Origin of the sequence: Clostridium sp. ZBS2, assembly GCF_023845855.1 — a bacterium.
Lineage (GTDB): Bacteria > Bacillota > Clostridia > Clostridiales > Clostridiaceae > Clostridium > Clostridium aquiflavi.
In genome coordinates this window covers 260054-281413 of sequence record NZ_JAMQIF010000010.1, presented here as the reverse complement: position 1 = coordinate 281413, position 21360 = coordinate 260054, and the positions used below count along the sequence as shown (strand labels likewise).

Genomic DNA, 21360 nt, shown 5'->3' with positions numbered 1-21360 from the left:
TTACCATCATTTTAATAGAAAATGACTTCTGAAAATGAGCTTCTTAAGCGATTGACAGGAGAAGTTATAAATGCTACGATTTTTAAAGTTAGACTAGTCTTACATTCGTATATAACGCAGGTGCCGGCGTTATCAGATTAATATAAGATATTTATAAAGGAGAGATATAAAATGAAAAAATTATTGTCATTATTTTGTGCAATATTTATGACTACAGCAATTTTATATGGTTGCTCTTCATCTAAAAATGCAGAGAAAAAAGAATCAACTGTTCGTACTGTAACTACTGTAAAAGGAGATATTACAGTTCCTGCTAAACCTGAGCGTGTGGTTGCAAACTGGTATGTTGGAGATGTTATTACTTTAGGGTTAAATCTAGTTGGATATAATGCTTGGGAACAAGAAACTATGCCTTTTTATAATAAACTTAAGGCTACAACAAAAATAGAAAAGTGGGAAGCAGAAGAAGTTATGGCTTTAGAACCAGATCTTATCATTACATATGATGAGGCAGACTTTGATAAATTCAGCAAAATAGCTCCAGTTCTTGTTATTCCAGAATCTCAAAGTTCTATTGATAGAATAAAGTTCATTGGAGAAGCTACAGGACGTACTACTGAAGCAAAAGAAGCTGTTGAGAAATTTGAAGAAAAACTTGATGTTGCGAAGAAAACTCTTAAAGGAGATGCGTTTACAGGAAAAACTTTCAGCATTATGGAAGATTGGGGTCCTTCTGGAGAATGGAGTGGTATATATTATGAGACAGGCTCTAGAGGTGGTACTTTAGTATATGACTATCTTGGCCTTAAATATCCAGCCAAGCTTAAAGAACTTATAGAGAAATCCGGAAAAGGCCGTGGATCTATAAGTTATGAAGTGGCTCATGAGTATTTTGGAGACTATATATTGTGGTTCAAACAAGAAGGTAAAGAATCTGAATATGCAAAAACAGATATTTGGAAGAGCATTCCTGCGGTTGCAGCAGGCAGAGTTGTAGAAATACCAGGGAATTACTTAGGTCTTTTCTATTATTCTGATATTACAAGTCTTACTGAACAACTTGACTATATGATTAATGCAATAAATCCATTAGCTAAATAATTTTAATTAAGAAAGGAAAATAAATATGCAAAAGACCTATAATAAAAAGCGACAATTAGGAGCTTTGAATTTTACAATCTATATGATTGCAGGGGTGGTTGTGTTGGTGATTATGTCAGCGGCGTCAATTTCTTTTGGCGCTGCCGATATGAATTTGTCTACAGCTTGGGGAGCCATTTTTAATTTTGACTCTTCTTTAACTGAACACCAGATTATTCAAACTCTAAGACTTCCTCGTATAGTAGCTAATATAATTGTTGGGTCAAGCCTTGCCATATGTGGTGCTATAATGCAGGGAACTACAAGAAACCCTCTTGCTGATTCTGGGCTTATGGGTATAAGTAGCGGTGCTACTTTTGCTATAGCTTTTTGTATGGCATTTTTACCTGGTGGAAGTTATGGACAGATGATGCTTTTTGCCTGCATTGGTGCAGCTGTTACTACAAGTATGACTTATTTTATTGCATCTATCGGTAGAGGAGGGATGAAACCACAGAGACTTGTCTTAGCAGGTATTTCTATATCAATGTTATTTGGTGCTTTTAGCCAATATCTTTCTATTAAATATAGACTCGGATATGCTTTAGCTTATTGGACTGCTGGAGGAACAGCAGGTGCTAAATGGAGTGAACTTGCTATAGTTTTCCCATTCTTTATTGTAGGTATTATTGTAGCCCTTGTTATATCGCCTTCAATTACGGTTTTAAATCTTGGAGATGATGCAGCTATAGGTCTTGGACTTAATACTAAGAAGGTTAAAGGGATTTCTACTGTAGTTGTTTTAATACTTACAGGACTTTCTGTAATTGTTGTTGGACCTGTTGGCTTTATAGGATTAATAGTACCTCATATTGTCCGCTACCTTATAGGGGTAGATTATAGATACATTGTTCCAGCTTCGGGATTATATGGAGCTTTGATTACTGTGGTAGCAGATTTAGTTGGAAGGCTTATTAATAAGCCTTATGAAACTCCAATTGGAATTATTTTTGCTGTAATAGGTGTTCCATATTTTCTTTATCTTACAAGGATGCAAAGGAGGGAATTTGAATGAAGAAAAAGGGTTATTCAGTTTCACGTGGTATAACTATTATTTTGGTACTTACCATTGCTATGTTAGTTGTGGCAGTAATAAGTGTGAATTCAGGTAAAATGAATCTCTCTCCTTCGGAAGTTTTTAATGTTCTTCTTGGGAAAGGCACAGCTAAACAAAATCTTATAGTATATGATTTTCGTCTTCCTCGTATTGTATTAACTATGCTTGTAGGTATTGGTATGGGAACAGCTGGATGTGTAATGCAGAGTTTACTTCGCAATGATATGGCTAGTCCTGGAACTTTGGGAATAAGTTCTGGGTCAGGGTTATTTGTATTATTGTTTATAGTTATTTTTAAGGTAGATAGTGTACCTTCGGCTATTGCTCTCCCACTTCTAGCTTTTGTAGGTGGAATGACAGCAGCAGTGCTTATATTTTTACTTTCCTATAGAAGAGGAAAAAATATATCACCTACAGGATTAATTTTGACAGGGGTAGCTGTTGGAAGTGGATATAGTGCTGTTACTATGATGCTTACTTTAAAGCTAGATGAAAATCAGATGGATTTTGTTCAAAGATGGAGTGCAGGAAGTCTTTGGGGAGACAATTGGACGTATATTTCTATTCTTGCACCTTGGGTATTGATTCTGTTTTTATATGTATTTTATAAATCTCGTATTTTGAATACTTTAAACCTTGGTAATCAAACTGCAACAGGCTTAGGAGTAGCAGTAAAGAGTGAATTCATAGGTCTAGCTGTAGCAGCTGTTGCTTTATCATCAGGTAGTGTAGCCTTAGGTGGAAACTTCTTTTTTGTTGGAATGATTTCACCACATATGGCAAGGAAGTTTGTAGGCTCAAATCATAAACTATTGATTCCTACGGCATCTTTAGTAGGATCAATAATTATTCTATTATCAGACACTATTACTAGAACTATAAGTCTTGGAACCGATGTTCCTACAGGAATTGTTATTACTGTATTAAGTACACCTTACTTCTTATACCTATTAGTAAAGTCAAATTAAGGAGGTTTGTATGAAAAGTATTGAAACTAAAAATTTAGATATAGCTTATGAGGATACTCTTATTGTAAAAGAATTAAATATGCAGATACCAAAGGGAAAGATAACTTCTATTATAGGAGCAAATGGCTGCGGTAAATCAACTATCTTGAAAGCTGTTGGACGTATATTAAAGCCTAAGAAGGGTATAGTACATCTAAGTGGACAAGATATAAGTAAATTACCTACAAAAGAAATAGCTAAAAAGATGGCCATACTTCCTCAAACTCCTAATGCACCAAGTGGACTTACTGTAAGTGAGCTAGTTGCATATGGACGTTTCCCTCATCAAAAAGGTTTTGGAAATCTCACGGAGGAAGATAAAAAAATTGTTAAATGGGCTTTAGCTGCAACTAAGTTAAGTGAATTTGAGAGAAGAGAAGTTGATACTTTATCAGGAGGGCAAAGACAGAGAGTTTGGATTGCTATGGCTCTAGCACAGCAAACTGATTTAATTTTATTAGATGAACCTACTACTTATCTTGACCTTGCTCACCAATTAGAGGTTTTAAAGCTTTTATATGAGCTTAACCGTAATCAAAAGTGTACTATTGTTATGGTACTTCATGATTTAAATCTTGCTGCAAGATTTTCTGACTATATTATTGCTATTCAAAAAGGAGCCATCATAAAACATGGAACTCCTGAAGAAGTTATGACTCCAGAGGTTCTTAGAAAAACCTTCAATATTAATGCTGATGTTGTTATTGAGCCTAAGAGCAATCGTCCAGTATGCATTACCTATGATATTATAGATGAAAATGAGGATGTGCAATTGAAGGAAAAGGAGGCGGTAGGTATATGAGGACCACTTTACGTATTTTTATAGGAGCCAGAAGATATTGGATTTATTTAATATTAGCATTAATAGCTGTTATTATTTCTACTATAGCAGGATTTTATAATCCCTGGGCCTTAAGAGAGCTTACAAGTATAGCAACAGAAGGAAGCTCTGATTTTGGAGCTCAATCTTTACGAATAGGATTGATGCTTTTAGTTGCAACTATACTTCAATCAGCTGGAAGCTCTATTTCAGGATATTTAAACCATCATGCAGCTTTGCATTATGTTGCAGATATGAGAACAGAACTTTACTCTAAGCTTCAACATATGGGGCTTAAGTATTTTAATAAAAGTCGTACAGGAGATTTAACTAGCAGAGTTATTAATGATGTTATGGAGGTAGAGATTCTTTTAGCTCACGTAATTCCTGATTTTGTTGTTAATATATTGACTTTCGTAGGTGTAGGGATATTATTATTTTCTATTAATGTAAAGTTAGCTTTTATAAGTCTTGTTGCTATTCCTTTTCTTATTATAATTACTCTTTGGCAGAGTAAGTATCTTTCTCCTATATGGAAGCAGAATTCTATGGTTAGAGGAGAACTTTCTGGTACTGTGCAAGATAATTTTTCTGGAATTAAAGAAATACAGATATTCAATCAACAGGAAAGAGAAGAAAAAAGGATTAAGAACCTTTCTATGAAACATAGTAAGACATACTTAAGGGCAAGCTTCTTTTTTGAAACCACTTTTCCACTTCTTACATTTTTCACGGCTCTAGGTTCTGTTATAGTTATAATATTTGGCGGATTTATGGTTTCAAGAGGAGAAGTTAATATTGGGGATATTGTAGGATTTTCTATGTATCTTGGTATGTTTTATGGACCTATAAAGAGTTTTTCAAGGCTTATGGAAATGTCAGGTAACGCAGTTGCAGGATGTAGGCGTGTCTTTGAGGTTATGGATGAAGTTACAGATGTTAAAGAAAAAGTTAATGCAAAGAAAATACCTAGGGTTAAAGGAGAAGTTGAGTTTAAGGGAATTTCTTTCTCCTACAATGATGAGATAAACGTTTTGAAAAATATAAATTTAAAAGTAAATCCGGGAGAAACTGTAGCTTTCGTTGGGGCAACTGGAGTTGGTAAAACCACAATAGCTAGCCTTTTAAATCGCTTTTATGATCCTCAGAATGGAAGCATTTTAATCGATGGAATAGATATTAAAGATGTAACTTTAAAGAGTCTTAGGGACAATATAAGCATGGTTTTGCAGGACACCTTTTTATTTAACGGAACAATTTATGAAAATATTGTTTATGGCTGGAAAGAAGCTACTAGGGAGCAGGTTCTTGAGGCTTCAAAAGCAGCTAATGCTCATGATTTTATTGAGAATTTAGAAAATGGTTATGATACCATAATAGGTGAGCGTGGAGTACGTCTTTCTGGAGGACAGAAACAGAGAATTTCCATAGCTAGAGCAATTCTTAGAAATTCACCTATTCTTATTTTAGATGAAGCAACGTCAGCTCTTGATACAAAAACAGAGAAAGAAATTCAAGCTGCATTAGATGAAATTTCAAAAGATCGAACAACTATAGTAATTGCTCATAGATTATCAACTATCCTTAATGCAGATAAAATTGTAGTTTTAGAAGGAACAGGCATTAAAGAAACGGGAACCCATGATGAACTGATTCGTTCTGGAGGAACTTATGCTATGCTCTATAGAAGTCAGGTATCTTAAAGGTAAAAAAATTAACTGCTTAAAATCGCCAAAGCAATTTTGAGTCGTTGATTTTTTTATTTATTCTCATGTTCTGAAAGAAATTTTTGCATAGCATAAACAGAATCTGAACTAATAACATGTTCTATAGCACAAGCGTCTTCATCTGCAATAGAGATATCGATGTTTAGAATTTTTATAAAGAAATCTTTAATAATGTGATGCTTTTTAGATGTAAATCTAGCTATTTCTAAGCCTAAAGGAGTTAAAAATATTTCCTTATATCTTTCATTAGTTATAAGTCCCTTTTCAGCTAAAGTTACCATAGCGCTATTAGTGCTTGCTTTAGTTACTCCAAGCTTTTCTGCTATACGAGTCATTTTAACTCCGTTGCCTTCTTCTGATAACTCATAGATAGCTTCTAAATAATTTTCCATTACAAAAGTAAGTTTTTCCATACAAATCTCCTGTGATTTTTAAAGTTGATTTTATTCACTCTATATTAATAAAAAGTCTTTTAATAATAATAACATATTTTTAATCATATATAAAAGAGGGTCAAAGAAGTTTGATATATTTAATATGACAATAGGCTTTCTTTCTTCTTTTATCTAAATAAAAATTTAGTGAATTATGTAAATATAAAAATTTTCATTTTCATTAATATATCCTAAATATTTAGAATATATTAAAACATAATAATCTGGTATATTTAAATGCATTGCTATAAAGAGGGGGAAGCTATGCATTAAAACGGATTATTAATAAATATTTCAGGAGGCATAATATTGAATAATGCAAAGTTTAAAATCAAAAGGTTTACATTGTCATTTATACTTAGTTTAGTCTTAGTTTTTTCTTTTTCTATACCTAACACAACATATGCTATGATTGGAAATGGAACAAGCACAGAGCCATATTCAGTAACTGAAGCTATAGAAAATCAAAACAATACATTAAAAACTGTTCAGGGATATATAATTGGACAGCCAATAGCTACTGATAGAGTTTTAACAAGTGTATATACTGGAGATACTGCTATTGCAATTGCAGATAGCGCAACAGAAACAAATACATTAAATATGATTTATGTTAAAATTCCTGCAACATATAGAAATTCTTTTGGACTAAAAACAAACCCAGATTTACAAGGGAGTCAAGTTAATGTTACCGGTTATTTAACTTCATATTTTTCACATGATGGATTAAAAAATATTACTAGTATAACAAAAGTAACTTCTTCAGAGGTAAGTACTTCTGATACTGATTTAAGTGGAAATACATCAGCAGGTGAAAATAATTCAGATGTAATCATTGAGGATGATGTTAGTGGAAATGACGAGGTAAGTAGTAATGATACAATAATTACTGATACAGCAACTTCATATGATGATACCTATTATACAGATGCTATTGGAAAGAGTGGAAAAGCTTTAAAATCATCACTTCATGAAATAATTGATGATAATAAAAAGTTATCATACGCTGCTGTTTGGGAAGCATTGATGGATACAGATGAAGATCCTAATAATACAAATAACGTAATATTATTATATACAGGTCGTTCTCAAGGAAAAAACACAAAAGGAGCAGGCGTGAATAATTGGAATAGAGAGCATGTTTGGGCAAAGTCACATGGTAATTTTGGAACTAAAGCAGGTCCAGGAACAGATTTACATCATTTAAGACCAGCAGATGTATCTGTAAACAGTTCAAGAGGAAATTTAGATTTTGATAATGGTGGAGTTCCACATAGTGAAGCTACTTTATGTAAATATGATAATGATTCATGGGAACCAAGAGAGAGTGTAAAAGGTGATATCGCTAGAATGTTATTTTACATGGATGTAAGATATGAAGGTGATAGAGGAGAAGTAGATCTAGAATTGAATAATAAAGTTAATAATGGGGCTAATCCATACATGGGAAAATTAAGCACATTGCTTCAATGGAATAACCAAGACCCTGTTGATGAACTTGAAAAAAGGAGAAATGATATAATATACAAAAAATATCAGCACAATAGAAATCCTTTTATTGATCATCCAGAATGGGCAAATGAAATTTGGAATTAAAACTAAAAAAGCTTAGGGAGTTTAAGTAAAAAAGTATGCTACTTAAAGTATGACTTCGATATTCTATTGGAGTCATACTTTTTAACTTTTTCTGTAATCTTTTTGATTATAAAAATCTATATATTCATCAAGAGAACATTTGGCTTTTCTTGACATAAAAAATACCCCCTTTATAAAAACAGTTTTATTATTTTAACTGTCTACTATAAAGGGAGCATATCATTTTTTAGTTTATAATATTTCCTAATTATATATTTTTATAAAAATTATTATCAATAAATAGTGTCTAATACGTAGTTTGTACAAAATTATTTATAAAGAATCACATGATTTTATAGTTCGGCTATTACCCTAGATGTAAGACCTGTTGCACCTCTTATATTAAGAGGAAAAGTGTGCATAGTAAAAGAATTATTCTTGGCCTCTGACCATAATAGATCAAGATTATTTATATTCTCAACAATAAATATATTTCTATCTGCACAATACTGATCTATATATCTGTGTTCAGAACTTTTTTTTATTCAAGGTGAATCTATTCCTATTAGACTAACTTTTCTATTTATTAAATAATCAATTAATTCCTTAGAAAGCTCAGGATAATCTGTTAAGTATTCAGCTGTTCCATAGCCCATCTCTTTTAAGTAGCCAGTATAAAAAATAATAAAGTGATTTTCCTTAATTTCGTTTAGGTTAATATCCTTTAATGAAATCTCACTATTTCTTATGTGAGATACATTAAATATTTTTCCAATTCTATTTATATAATCAAGAGGAAACTCTTTATTCATAATATCAAAATGAGTTCCTATATGACCTATAGATCCGAAGGCTTTATCCTCATTTATTGCCTTCTTAAGAGTTGAGGAAAGTACTTCCTTGCTAATTTCTAATGTTAAATCAATTTTCATTTTTAAAACCTCCATTAAATTAAAAACGTTTCCTTGGAAACTATTTTAATAATATCATAAAGAAGGTTTCCTTGTAAACAATTTTGATAGTATTGAATAAAAAAATTTTTGAATTATAATATATATTGTTAACTAAGAAACTAAATGGGGGCAGATTTATGATAATAGATGATAAGTCAGGGGCATTATTTGAAAAAGTGATTTCTTTTATAAATCATGTAAGTGATTCAAACAAAAACCAAGAGAAAAATTTAATTCAAGCAATTTTAAACATAAAAGAAGATGAAGAAGAGGTTAGGAAGGAACTTAGTAAAATATCAGAAGATGATATAAGAGATATATCATTATCAGAGTTTCATGTTATTGAATGTATAGGTAAAAATAATATGGCTAATAATATATTCATAGCAAAAGAGCTTTATATGACTAAAGGTGGTATATCAAAAATAAATTCAAAGCTTCTTTCAAAGGAGATTATTAATGCAGATAAGATAGAAAATAATAAAAAAGAAATTTATTATAGCCTAACAGTGAAAGGTATGGCCTTGTTTAAATTACATGAATATTTTCATAAAAAAGAACAAGAAAAGTTAATGGAAATTTTGAATAAGTATAAGGATGAAGAAATAACTACTATTTTAAAATTTTTAGATGATTTAAAAAAGATTATATAGGAAATAGATTATAGATATTATGGAATATAAACAATGAAATTGGAGATACTGTAAATCATATATTATTATGATAAGTAAATATTATAGTAACTTAGAGTTTACAGCGGAATAAAAAGATGAACTTCACTTAGGGGTTATACGGAAAGAAGTATTAGATTACAGGGTCTTTAATTAATATCGTATTAAAATTTATAAATAAGAAAGGCTTAGATGTATTATTATACTAAGTCTTTCTTATTTTAATATTATATAATAATATTTTTTGTATTACTCAATTTTTCATAAAACAGCATATTATCTTTCTTTATTATACTTAGTAAAAGGTGTACAAATATTAATAAGTTAATTACTATAGCTATAAGCATGATGACAATAATATAATTAGCATAGTCAATTTTATTTAAGTCAATAGCAGTAAATAAGATTTTATTTACACCAAAAACTCCATAATAAAGAATTCCATATCGTATAAAAATTTCTTTAAATGATAGCTTTTCATGTTTTCCTTTAATTCTTATTTTAAACAAATATTTTCCAAGAGTTTGACCATTAGTTAAATAGACAAGTACAATAAAGTAAATAAATACTATTAAAGATTTTACAAACAAATTGGAATTAATATTAGGAATAAAGCCCAATATAAACCAATCTATATAGAATGCAAAAAATCTTCTTACATATCCCACTTTAAGTTTTTGTAAATCTATATTGTCATCTAATGTATTTGATTTAGGAAGATAGTATGTAAATAATGGAGCTATTAAATAGCCTAAGAATCCACCAAAAGTATTTAAGATTAAATCATCCACGTCAAAAAGTCTATATGGAGCATTGTATATACCATATAAACCAGATAGTTGAGTAAGTTCAAAGAACAATGAAACTAAAAAAGTTATAAGTATAGTTTTCTTTAAATCTTTTTTGAAATAATATCTTAAGTAAATACCAAGTGGCGTAAGTAAAATTCCATTAAATGCAGCTTGTAAAAAAGCTCTTTCTTTAAGAATATTTATATATGTAAAAGGTTTGGAAAATACAATATCAGTTTCTTTAAAAATGTCAATAATAAAATTAAAAGGTATTAATTGAATATGCTGAGTTCCTTCTGCTTGTAAACTACGAATGTCAGTAGTAAGAGGTAGTGGCAATATTATTAAATAATAAGTACATAATAAGTATAGTAAAAATGAATATAAAATAAGAGTCCTAAATTTATTAATATATCCATATTTTCTATATTGATATAAACTAAAAGGAATCGTAATAAATATAGCTAAAATAGAAAAAGTTAGCATAGCTATTTTAATAGGGAAAACATAATGCATCATTTTTAAATTATCCTCCATCATTAGTAAAATTTTATCACAGTTACGATTTATATATTAAGAAGTATATCAGCATAATAACACATCTACAATTAATATTTACAGTCATTTGAAATATATAGTGTAATAAAACAATAAAAAGAATCAAATCATAAATAAATAGAAATAAACTAAAGGAAATATGGTTAATAAAATTGAATATAAATTATAGTTTAATAACTTTGTATATAGACGATGAAAGGAGTATCTGAAAAAGGTACTCCTTTTGCTATTCTAAGATTAAAAATTGCAATAAAATTGAATTAAAAATAATTATAAATATAAAGAGATTTTTTATGTTATAAGACTAAAATTTAAAAAAATAATAAATTAACAAAACCTAAATGATATAGTTATGCTCTTATATTATAGAATGCAAAAAGAAAGGAGATGTAAAAGTTGGATATCCAAGACACAATAATGCGTTGTAAGCTAGGGGAAAAGGAGGCATTTCAGGAACTTTTGCAAACCGTAGAAAAGAAAGCATTGGCCACTGCTTATTTTTTATCTGGAAAAAGAGGAATTGCAGAGGACATTCTTCAGGAAACTTATATGAAATGTTTTATGGAAATAGATAAGCTTAAAGATCCTGAAGCATTTAAAATATGGTTTTTTAGAATTCTTGTTCGCACAGGCTGGAAAATGTCTAAAAAACAATCAATGCTAGTTCCTACTGATATAACATCAGAAAATGAAGCTTTGTTTTATAATGAAAAACAAAATGAAGAAAATATAATTGATACTTATGAAACAAAGCACATAGTAAAAAGTGCAATTAATAATTTAAGTGAAAATTTAAAAACTGTTGTTATTTTATATTACTTTAATGATATGTCAATAGAAGAAATTTCAAAAGTAACTGGATGCTTTAAAGCAACAGTAAAATCCCGTTTATTCTATGCAAGAGGTGCTTTAAAAAAGCAATTGGGTGATTGTTTTGAAAACCAAAATCATCTAGCAGAAGTTAAATGCAAACAAATATAGTGTAAGTCAACTATATAGATAAAGGAGTGTATTAGAATGAATAAGAATGATAAATTTGACAGTTTAATAAAATCAGCTATGGATGATAGTGCTAATAATATTAAAGCATCAAGAGATATTTTTAATGATGCTTGGAATAAAAAAGAACAAGGAGTGACTAATATGAGTTATTTTAAAATAAAAAATATAAAAAAAGCGGCGTTGATTACTGCATGTTGTGCAGCATTTTCTATTGTTGGAGTTTTTACAGTTTCACCAGAAGTTAGAGCAGCTGCACAGGAAGTCTTTAGAACAATATTTATAACTGATGAATCTGGTAATATTGTAGAAAGATCGGAAGATGAAAAGGTTCCAGTTGGTTTTGGTGTTGTACCAATAACAGATGAGAATAAGGAAGATATGGAAAGAAGAATTGGTTTTAAAATTAATTTACCTGAAAAAATAGGAAATTATTCATATGAAAAAATAGAAGATTATGTTATGGAACCAGGTGTAACAATAATGGCTGATGGTGTAAAATATAAGGATTCAAGTGAGGTACGTGACAAATTAGAGAAGGCAATAGATGATGAGAAAACTTTTGATGAGCTTAGTAAGGATTATAAGGTTACTATGATGCCTGGTTTAACATATGTAGATAATCAAGGACACAAATTCCGATTAACCTTATTTAAATATAATGAAAATTCTTCAAAACAACTTGAAGATGATGAAAAAGAAATAAATATTAATGATATTAAATGTAGAATATCACAAGGAAAAAATGTTAAATATAATGTGAAGAAGAATTCAGAAGGTGAAGGTGTAACTGATCTGGAAAATAAACCAATTGCCATAGATGAACGTTATGATATGGAATGGAACTATGACGGAGTAAGATATTGTTTATATATTGGAAATGATTCTTCTCATGTTGATGCAGCAATACAATTTGCAGAAGATTATATAAAAATTTTGAAGCAATCATAGAATAAAATATAAATATAAAAAAGTAGAATATGATTAATAAAATGAGTAGCTGAAAAAGGTACTCATTTTTTATTGTGTTGGATTCAGTAAATATTATTGCTATTAATTTACTTTCAATAAATTATATAAATAAAATATGGTAAAATAGTAATTAATTAAAATAAAAACGGAGGCTATAGTATATGGAAAATAAAATTAAAGTTGGAGTAATTGGATATGGGAATTTAGGAAGAGGGGTATTAAAGGCAATCAAACAAAATGACGACATAGAGTTAGAGGCTGTATTTACAAGAAGAGAAGGAGTTTCTATTGAAGATGGCTTAAATGCTATACATATTTCAAAAATCGCAGAATATAAAGATAAAATTGATGTTATGATACTTTGCGGAGGATCAGCTACTGACTTACCGGAACAAGGACCTAAGATCGCAGAAATGTTTAATACTGTAGATAGTTTTGATACACATGCAAAGATTCCACAATATTTTGAAAGAATTGATAAGGTTGCTAAATCTGCTGGAACTTTAAGTATAATTTCAGTTGGTTGGGATCCAGGTTTATTTTCTTTAAATAGATTAATAGGTCAATCAATTTTACCAGAAGGAAAAGATTATACTTTTTGGGGTAAAGGTGTAAGTCAAGGTCACTCAGATGCTATAAGAAGAATAGATGGAGTTAAAGACGGAAAACAATATACAATTCCTAAAGAAGAAGCATTATCAAAAGTTAGAACTGGTGAAAATCCAGAATTTACAACTAGAGAAAAACATCTAAGAGTTTGTTATGTTGTATTAGAAGATGGTGCAGATAAGACAAGAGTAGAGAATGAAATTAAGACTATGCCAAATTATTTTTCAGACTATGATACGGAAGTTAACTTTATAAGTGAAGAAGAATTAAAGAAAAATCATTCAGGAATGCCACATGGAGGTTTTGTTATAAGAACAGGGGTTACAGGTAATGGAAATAAGGAGAAAATAGAATTTTCACTTTCATTAGAGAGTAATCCAGAGTTTACTTCAAGTGTATTAGTTGCATATGCTAGAGCAATTGTTAAGATGGCTAAAGAAGGAAAAATAGGTGCTTGCACAGTATTTGATGTTCCACCAGCATATCTTTCAGCAAAATCACCAGAAGAGTTAAGAAAAGAATTATTATAATATTTAGTATTTAAAAATTGCTAAAATGTTATATAGGCTAGCAAAGTATTATCTAGTAAATAAAAATTAAGTTATTAATTAACAAAAGAGATAAATGGATTAATATATAAGCTCATTTATCTCTTTTATTTATGGCTATGTTTTAGCAGAGTGTTGATATATGCATAAGCAAAGTGGGCGGAGTAATTGAACTTAGGAATTCTAAAATGAGTATAGTCCAATTACAATACCACTTCACCTATTGCATATATCAACACTGTTTTAAAACATAGTCTTATTTATATATAATAATCTATATTACTAATAATATTTTATTTATTATATAAATTATTTACTAAAAGAAAATATTATATTAAATTAACATAGTATTCTTCAAGTAAATTAATTATAGATTTATCAGGTAAATCTTCAGTAATAATACCATGAAAATCAACAGCATTTGAAAAAATAAAACTGCCATTTGTTTTAAATTTCTCATTTAACATTACTAAAAATAATTCTTTAGATATGCTTATTATAGCCTTTTTAGTACATGAATCCTCTGAAATGGCAGTGCTTATACTACCATCACTAAGGTCAATCCCAGTACAACCTAGAAATGCTTTATTACAACGATATTCTTTTATTTGCTCAATAGAATACGATCCAATGCTACCACCTACAAATACATTATAGTCTCCACCAATAAAAATAAAATGTGTCTTTGAATTTTCAGGAATTAATGATGATATTTCAAACATATTTGTGATTAAAGTTATGGGTGTATCATTTTTTACTATTAATTTTGCAATCATATATGAAATAGTTGATGCATCTAAAAAAATAGTATCATTTTCATTTATTTGATTAAAAGCTTTTTGAGCAACAATTTCCTTTAAATCAATGTTTTCAACCACACGTTTACTAAAACTTTGACAATTAACAAGTGAATGTTTTACATTTATAGCACCACCGTAAGTACGCTGTAATAGATTTTTTTTCTCTAAAGCTTGAAGGTCTTTTCTAATCATGCTTTCACTTACATTAAATTCTTTACTTAAATCTTTAACCAATACTTTTCCGTTTTTATCCAATAAATCTAAAATATATTTATAACGTTCTTCTATAAACATTTTTATATCTCCTTAAATTATCATTTATTATCATTTTAATATAAAACAACTATAAATTCAATTGACAAATGAGAATAAACGATATAAAATCAGAATAAATAAGAAAATAGGGGATGGATTTATGAAAAAAATTATATTTTTAGATATAGATGGAACATTATTAGATTGTTTTAATGGATTATTAGATATTACACCAAAAGTTAAAAAGGTAATTCGTTTCTTACAAGCTAATGGAAATTATGTTTTTATTGCTTCTGGTAGACCATATGCATTTTTGAGCCAAGCCATATTAGAGTTTGGATTTGATGGTTTTATTTTAGCAAATGGAGCTCAAGTGATAATTGATAATAAAACGATATATAGTGATCCTATTAATAAAGAGTTTGTAAAAAATCTAATATCTAAATTTGAAAGACATAATATCCAATATATTTTAGAAGGAGAACTTTACTCATATATGAAAGAAGATTATAAAGAGTTTTATAATTTTTATGACAGTTTAGGGATTTCTAGAAGATATATAAAAAGTGATTATGATATTGAAGAAATTAATGTTCATAAAGTAGAAATGCTATGTACTGATGATGAAGCTTCAAGATTATGTTTATCATTAGTAAAGAGTAATTCTGATTATGATTATTTTAGCAGCATAGATGAGAAATCTTTTGAACTATATTCAAAGAAAAATACTAAAGCAACTGGAATATTAAAAGCTTTAGAACACTTAGATATTCCCATTGAAAATAGCTATGCATTTGGAGATGGAAAAAATGATATAGAAATGCTATCAACAGTTGGATGTGGAATAGCAATGGGAAACGCTTGCGATGAAGTTAAGAAATATGCAAAAAAAGTTACTGATACTGTACATAATGATGGGGTAGCAATAGGAATAGAAAGATATGTGGTTTGCTAAGGAATAAAAAAAGTTTAATATATTGATTTCAAATAGAATTATATATTAATTATAATGATAAATTTATTAAATAAAAATATTGATTTGGAGTTAGAAGATTAAAGATAGAAAATTAGAAGGTGTTGGGGTGAACCGTATCATAAATAAATAGATACGGTTCTATTTTTATCATAAATTTATATATTAACTATTTGAATTTTTGTGGAAATTGTTTAATTATACCGTCAGTAAGTATATCTGCAAACATAATCATATGTTTTTCACCTTTATCATATGATTCAATATCGGATTTCCAATCTTTATTTAAGCTGGCTACAACTTGATCTGTAACAAATTGTAGATGTTTATATAGCATATCTTTTAAAACTTTGTTTGAATAGTTAGGATTAGCAGAACTTAAAAAATCGGATATTTTATCAGCATTTTCATACCAAAGTTTATTATATTTTTCTAAATCATCTTTATTTTCACTTTTAGCAGCATCAGTAACTTGCCCTGCAAGTTCTATATGCTCCCTTAGTAGTACAGAAAGTTTATTTCCAGCAGCTTCTCCGTAATAAGGTTTAATTGAATTTCCAATGTCATCTTGATTTTTAAGAAGTCTTTCTAGTACAGTTTTTTTATCTTCAAGTGAGGATAGATCACTTGTAATAAAGCTTTTAGTCCATGAAACATGATCTATCCAAAGAATTTGCTCTGACATTCTTAAATCACATGTAGCCTTGTTACAAGGGATACCTTTTTCTGACGCTTGAGATTTAACTGGTACTAAAATTAAAGTTAATAGAAATGATGATAATAATAAATTTCTTAAAATTCCTTTCATAGTTATATAGTCCTTTCAACAGTAAAATTTGATTTTAGTTTGTTCAAGATTATATAAATTTATACTGCTAAATATGGAGCGTGATTTGTTAAAAGTAGTAAATGAAGTAGACAATGAATGTATGCATACGATAATATTATAAATATTGCTATTAAAATATCCAATTTATCACAATAAAAGCATCTATAATATGATAATGGTTTTCATTTACAAGTGATAAATTATATGTTATATTATTTTTAGATTTAATTTTATCATATCAAATCTGATTCTATTAGGTTCTTATGAAAAATAGATTAACATTTTGCAGAACTACTAATTCTTTGAAAGTTGAATAAGTTTGTTAATTAATATTTTTTGTCAAACTACTTATCCAAGCTAAATTTATTGTGTTTCTAAAATTTGAGAAGAGCAATGCTCATATAACTTAACAGATGAGGAAAAATACTAAGGAGGATTTCATGAAGATTAAAGATATGCCAATATATAAAAAACTAATAGTTTCATTTATTGGAATAGCAATAATTTCAATAATATCAGGTTTAATTGCACTTGGTTTTCTAATAAAAACTAATAAGGATTATCAATATGCTTTGGTTAATTATGGATTTTCACAAGGTGATATTGGGAAATTAGGTATGGAGATTCAAAAATCTAGAGCGATTGTACGTGATATTATATTTTTAGAAAATAAGGATGAACTATTAGAATCTCAAAACTTACTTGATGAATGTGAGAATAAAATAAGTGAATTATTACAAGAAATTGGAAATAAAAGTATGACAGATAAAGAAAAAGAAATATTTAATAATCTTAAGGATTCAGTTGAAAAGTATGATACTGTTAGAACAAAAGTAGTTAATTTAGGGCTAGGTAATAAAAATCAGGAATCATTAGATTTATTTAGAAAAGAAGGTAAACCTGTTATAGCAAATATAACTACTTTAGCAGATGAACTTTTAAATAATAATATTATTGATTGTGATAAAGTTTCAAATAGATTAAGAATATTATCATTCATTGCAATATTGGCAGTAATATCATGTATAATAATTTCTTTTGTATTAACTATAGTATTGGCAAAGCGTATTTCAAAGTTGATAAGTAATCCAATAAATGACATGGTAAATATTGCGAATGAAATATCACAAGGAAATTTAAATGTTTCAATTGAATCAACATCAAAGGATGAAATTGGAGAATTAACTGATGCATTTTCTAAAATGGTTAAATCTTTAAAGGCTTATATTGATGATATAGAGAATGTTTTGGAGAATGTTTCAAATGGAAACTTGAACATAGAAACTGAAGTAGAGTATAAGGGAAACTTTCTTGAAATAAAAAGTTCATTATATAATATTTTGCAATCCTTAAATGAAGTATTTGGTGAAATTAGAGAGGCATCTAATCAAGTTACTGGAGGCTCAGAACAAGTTTCAACAACTGCACAAGTTTTATCAGAAGGATCTACAAATCAAGCAAGTTCAGTGGAAGAATTATCAGCATCAATGCAAAGAATAAATGAAAAAGTAAAAAATAATGCTGAAAATGCAGATAATACTAATGAGATAACAATTAAACTACTTGAAGATGTACAAAAAAGTAATGATGAAATGAAAAATATGTTAAGCTCAATGAATAAGATAGAAAAATCATCCAATGATATAAATAATATTATTAAGGCTATTGATGACATAGCAGCACAAACTAATTTGCTTGCATTAAATGCTGCAATAGAAGCAGCTAGAGCAGGTGAGGCAGGAAAAGGTTTTGCTGTAGTGGCTGAAGAGGTAAGAAAGTTAGCAAATCAAAGTGCACAAGCTTCAAAACAAACAGCTATATTAATTGAAGAAGCAATAAATAACATAATTACTGGGAAAAATTTAGCAAATAATACAGCAGAAAATTTATTAGAAGTAGTTAATAAAGTAAATAAAGTTACAGCATTAGTTTGTGATATAGCATCTTCATCAGAAGAACAAGCAGAATCAATTGCACAAGTGAATAGTGGTATTATCCAAATTTCAGATATTATTCAATCTAATTCAGCAATATCAGAAGAAAGTGCTGCTGCAAGTGAAGAATTAACAGCACAAGCAGAAACTTTGAATACAATGATAAGAAGACTTAAATTGAGAAAATAAATTTAAAATAATAAACTTAAAATATAGAAAAAATAAAAGAGGCTTCTAATTGAATGAAGCCTCTTTATTGATTGAAACATTATAATTAATAAAAACCATTAATATTAATTTGTTTTGAAAAAATATTAATAAATTTAATGAGAGTAAAATTATGGTGTATAATAATAACATAATTACCATTTAATAAAAGTATATGGTTTAATATATGGAGGAGAAATATGAATATTTTAATTACTAACGATGATGGTATAGGTGCTAGAGGAATAAAAACTTTGGCAGAAAAGATGTTAGAAAAGCATAATGTAATAGTTGTTGCACCAAGAGAACAAAAAAGTGCATCAAGCCATTCTATATCTATTAATATACCAATTAAAATTAGAGAAGAAAAGATTGAAGGCTTAGATTGTAAGGCTTATAGTATTGTTGGAACACCAGCAGATTGTACTCAAGCTGGAATATCATTATTAGCTAAAGATATTGATCTTGTTATTTCAGGTATAAATAGAGGCTTTAATAGTGGAATTGATATTCTATATTCAGGTACTGTTTCAGCTGCAATAGAAGGAGCAATTTATGATGTACCATCCATTGCTATATCTATGGATGTAGATTGGAATAGAGATGATGAGGACTACAGTAAAGCTGCTAATTGGGTAAGTAAAGTAGTTAATTTAGCGGAGAAAAAATATTTAAAAAAGAATGTAGTATTAAATGTTAATGTTCCTAATATTAATGAAGAGGATATTAAAGGATTAAAAGTATGTAAGATTGGAAAATCTACATACAAAACAGAATATGTTCTTTTACAAGAAGATGATGATAGAGTTTATGAAACTAGAGGTGTTAGAAATGAAATAGAAAAAGATGAAAGTGATTTATACTTTTTATCTCAAGGCTATGTTACATTAACACCATTACATTTCGATTTTACAAATTTTAAGGAACTAAATGAAGTTAAAAAAATTTTTGAATAAATTTAAGGACTTTTTAGGCTCTGCTTTAGTAGCGTGTTGATATATGCATAAGCAAAGTGGAACAAGTAATTATTGCATATATTAACACATATTTAAAACAGAGCCTATATTAAAGTGCAATTTTTTTATTCTTTAGGAATTTATATTATTAAAAAAATTGTGGATAACTTTTAAAATAATGTGTTTTAAAGGTATTATGAGTACCCCTAAAGAATAAAAAATAATCATATGCCGCACCATTATTCCTGCACTGCGTTTGGAAAGGGTGCATGGCTAAAAAAATCGACGGCTCCAAAGTCACCTTAGCGATTTTGTTCTATTAAAATTATGTACGAAATAAAATTTATAAGTAAGGTGTCACAAAGAAATATTGAACTAGAGATAAAAGTATACTCACAATCAATATTAATAAAGTAATAATTGCATGTCTTTTTTTATACATAACTACAAAAGCAATATATTCTCTAATCATTGCATTTGGTAAAAAATAAAATGCTGTCTTAGAGCCAATTCCTTGACTTTTTAAACCTGCTTTTCTTGCAAAAATTCCAGCTCTAAATAAATGAAAATTATTTGTTACAAATATACTAGAGTGCGTATTTGGAGTTAAATTATCCATTATTTTTTTAGAAAACACCATGTTTTGTAAAGTGTTTACTGATTTATCCTCTAAAATGGTATCTTCAATAGGAATTCCTTTTTTGATAGCATATCTTTGCATAGCTAATGCTTCAGAAATTTTTTCATCAGATCCTTGACCACCAGAAAAAATAATTTTAGGTGGATTAGTTACAGTACCTTGTTTGTTATAAAATTCAATAGCTTTATCAATACGACTAGCTAATAGTGGTGGAACTCTCTCTCCAATTAATCCACTGCCTAATACAATAACAAAATCTTGGCAAAGTTTTGGCTTATTAAATTGATAAAGAAATGATATCATTAAAAAATTGAAAACATCGAATAAATAGTATAGTAAAACAAAATTTATTCCACTTAAAAGAACTTTTACTTCCTCAGGAAAATTCCAACTACTTATTACAAAAGACCAAATTAAATATAGTATTAATGCTAGTGCAAGAAAAAAAGTTAATAAGTTAGCAGGAGTTCTACTTTCACGTTTTATGACAACTTTAGCATTTATAAATAACCCTACAATTAATGCATAAATACCAAAAGCAAAAACTATAAACATAATTATAAAAAATACAAGAAATAAAAGTATTAAAAATCTATTTTGTGTTTCAAATGCAATATCAACAGTTGTTATCATTGCTGAAAATAAGAAAATATTAAATAGAAATCCATTAATTAATTTTCTTGAATCTTTTAGGTATGAAAATAGAAAAATTAAAAATGTAATTGTTGTTAATCCTAATAAGATAATCATTATATACCTCCATATAAATTTTTCAGTTATTATATTGATAGTATTTAGCATTACATGAAAAGTCAATGTAAAAATATAACTATATTATTGAAATTCTTATTTTTTATAATTCTAGTTAATTATTAAAGTTATGTAATTAAAAGAACAAAAATAAA

At 28.5% G+C, this 21360-nt stretch carries 18 protein-coding genes and 1 pseudogene; 13 read left to right on the top strand and 6 right to left on the bottom strand.

Annotated elements, in window-relative coordinates; all coding sequences use genetic code 11:
• Positions 1-171: 171 nt before the first annotated feature.
• The 5 genes from NG918_RS07655 to NG918_RS07635 are packed head-to-tail and all read left to right on the top strand — an operon-like array spanning position 172 to position 5727.
• A complete protein-coding gene (locus NG918_RS07655) occupies positions 172-1101 on the top strand; it encodes an ABC transporter substrate-binding protein (RefSeq protein WP_252212026.1) in 930 nt (309 codons plus the stop codon).
• 25 nt (positions 1102-1126) lie between these two features.
• The gene (locus tag NG918_RS07650) at positions 1127-2155 is read left to right on the top strand and encodes a FecCD family ABC transporter permease (protein ID WP_252225540.1); all 1029 of its coding nucleotides are present in this window, start codon (positions 1127-1129) and stop codon (positions 2153-2155) included.
• The gene (locus tag NG918_RS07645) at positions 2152-3165 is read left to right on the top strand and encodes a FecCD family ABC transporter permease (protein WP_252212028.1); all 1014 of its coding nucleotides are present in this window, start codon (positions 2152-2154) and stop codon (positions 3163-3165) included. Before NG918_RS07650 ends, NG918_RS07645 begins: the two co-directional genes overlap by 4 nt.
• A gap of 10 nt (positions 3166-3175) precedes the next feature.
• Positions 3176-4006, top strand: coding sequence for an ABC transporter ATP-binding protein (locus tag NG918_RS07640; protein WP_252212030.1), 831 nt, complete (start codon positions 3176-3178; stop codon positions 4004-4006).
• The gene (locus NG918_RS07635; protein WP_252212033.1) at positions 4003-5727 is read left to right on the top strand and encodes an ABC transporter ATP-binding protein; all 1725 of its coding nucleotides are present in this window, start codon (positions 4003-4005) and stop codon (positions 5725-5727) included. Before NG918_RS07640 ends, NG918_RS07635 begins: the two co-directional genes overlap by 4 nt.
• 56 nt (positions 5728-5783) lie before the next feature.
• Here NG918_RS07635 and NG918_RS07630 read toward each other — a convergent pair whose 3' ends face one another.
• Positions 5784-6164 carry a metal-dependent transcriptional regulator gene (locus tag NG918_RS07630; RefSeq protein WP_252212035.1) on the bottom strand — a complete coding sequence of 127 codons (381 nt, stop codon included), beginning with the start codon at positions 6162-6164 and terminating at the stop codon, positions 5784-5786.
• Positions 6165-6494: 330 nt separating this feature from the next.
• Here NG918_RS07630 and NG918_RS07625 point away from each other — a divergent pair, with 330 nt between their 5' ends.
• Positions 6495-7781 carry an endonuclease gene (locus tag NG918_RS07625; RefSeq protein ID WP_252225539.1) on the top strand — a complete coding sequence of 429 codons (1287 nt, stop codon included), beginning with the start codon at positions 6495-6497 and terminating at the stop codon, positions 7779-7781.
• Positions 7782-8113: 332 nt separating this feature from the next.
• Here the strand turns inward: NG918_RS07625 and NG918_RS07620 are convergent.
• Positions 8114-8692, bottom strand: a pseudogene (locus NG918_RS07620) (cyclase family protein).
• 158 nt (positions 8693-8850) lie between these two features.
• Here NG918_RS07620 and NG918_RS07615 point away from each other — a divergent pair.
• On the top strand, positions 8851-9366 hold the full coding sequence (locus NG918_RS07615) for a MarR family transcriptional regulator (protein ID WP_252212044.1): 516 nt from the start codon (positions 8851-8853) through the stop codon (positions 9364-9366).
• Positions 9367-9611: 245 nt separating this feature from the next.
• Here the strand turns inward: NG918_RS07615 and NG918_RS07610 are convergent, their stop codons facing one another.
• Positions 9612-10694, bottom strand: a complete 1083-nt coding sequence (locus tag NG918_RS07610) for a VanZ family protein (RefSeq protein WP_252212046.1) — start codon at positions 10692-10694, stop codon at positions 9612-9614.
• A gap of 435 nt (positions 10695-11129) precedes the next feature.
• Here NG918_RS07610 and NG918_RS07605 point away from each other — a divergent pair, with 435 nt between their 5' ends.
• The 3 genes from NG918_RS07605 to NG918_RS07595 all read left to right on the top strand — a co-directional run bounded on the left by NG918_RS07605 (position 11130) and on the right by NG918_RS07595 (position 13843).
• Positions 11130-11714 (top strand): RNA polymerase sigma factor, encoded by a 585-nt coding sequence (locus NG918_RS07605; protein WP_252212047.1) that lies wholly within the window; start codon positions 11130-11132, stop codon positions 11712-11714.
• Positions 11715-11750: 36 nt separating this feature from the next.
• A complete protein-coding gene (locus NG918_RS07600; RefSeq protein ID WP_252212048.1) occupies positions 11751-12683 on the top strand; it encodes a hypothetical protein in 933 nt (310 codons plus the stop codon).
• A 182-nt stretch (positions 12684-12865) separates the two neighbouring features.
• On the top strand, positions 12866-13843 hold the full coding sequence (locus NG918_RS07595; RefSeq protein ID WP_252225537.1) for a diaminopimelate dehydrogenase: 978 nt from the start codon (positions 12866-12868) through the stop codon (positions 13841-13843).
• A gap of 347 nt (positions 13844-14190) precedes the next feature.
• Here the strand turns inward: NG918_RS07595 and NG918_RS07590 are convergent, their stop codons facing one another.
• Positions 14191-14955: a DeoR/GlpR family DNA-binding transcription regulator gene (locus NG918_RS07590; RefSeq protein WP_252212051.1), complete on the bottom strand. Its 765-nt coding sequence runs from the start codon at positions 14953-14955 to the stop codon at positions 14191-14193.
• A gap of 121 nt (positions 14956-15076) precedes the next feature.
• Here NG918_RS07590 and NG918_RS07585 point away from each other — a divergent pair, with 121 nt between their 5' ends.
• On the top strand, positions 15077-15871 hold the full coding sequence (locus NG918_RS07585; RefSeq protein ID WP_252225536.1) for an HAD family hydrolase: 795 nt from the start codon (positions 15077-15079) through the stop codon (positions 15869-15871).
• Positions 15872-16058: 187 nt separating this feature from the next.
• Here NG918_RS07585 and NG918_RS07580 read toward each other — a convergent pair whose 3' ends face one another.
• Positions 16059-16697, bottom strand: coding sequence for a glycosyltransferase (locus NG918_RS07580; protein ID WP_252212060.1), 639 nt, complete (start codon positions 16695-16697; stop codon positions 16059-16061).
• A 461-nt stretch (positions 16698-17158) separates the two neighbouring features.
• Between NG918_RS07580 and NG918_RS07575 the strand changes: the two genes are divergently transcribed.
• Positions 17159-18841 carry a HAMP domain-containing methyl-accepting chemotaxis protein gene (locus tag NG918_RS07575; protein WP_252212062.1) on the top strand — a complete coding sequence of 561 codons (1683 nt, stop codon included), beginning with the start codon at positions 17159-17161 and terminating at the stop codon, positions 18839-18841.
• 218 nt (positions 18842-19059) lie between these two features.
• Positions 19060-19815 (top strand): 5'/3'-nucleotidase SurE, encoded by a 756-nt coding sequence (gene surE / locus NG918_RS07570; protein ID WP_252225535.1) that lies wholly within the window; start codon positions 19060-19062, stop codon positions 19813-19815.
• Positions 19816-20158: 343 nt separating this feature from the next.
• On the opposite strand, the gene NG918_RS07565 is transcribed toward surE, so the two are convergent.
• On the bottom strand, positions 20159-21205 hold the full coding sequence (locus NG918_RS07565) for a YdcF family protein (protein WP_252212066.1): 1047 nt from the start codon (positions 21203-21205) through the stop codon (positions 20159-20161).
• Between the last annotated feature and the right edge of the window lie 155 nt (positions 21206-21360).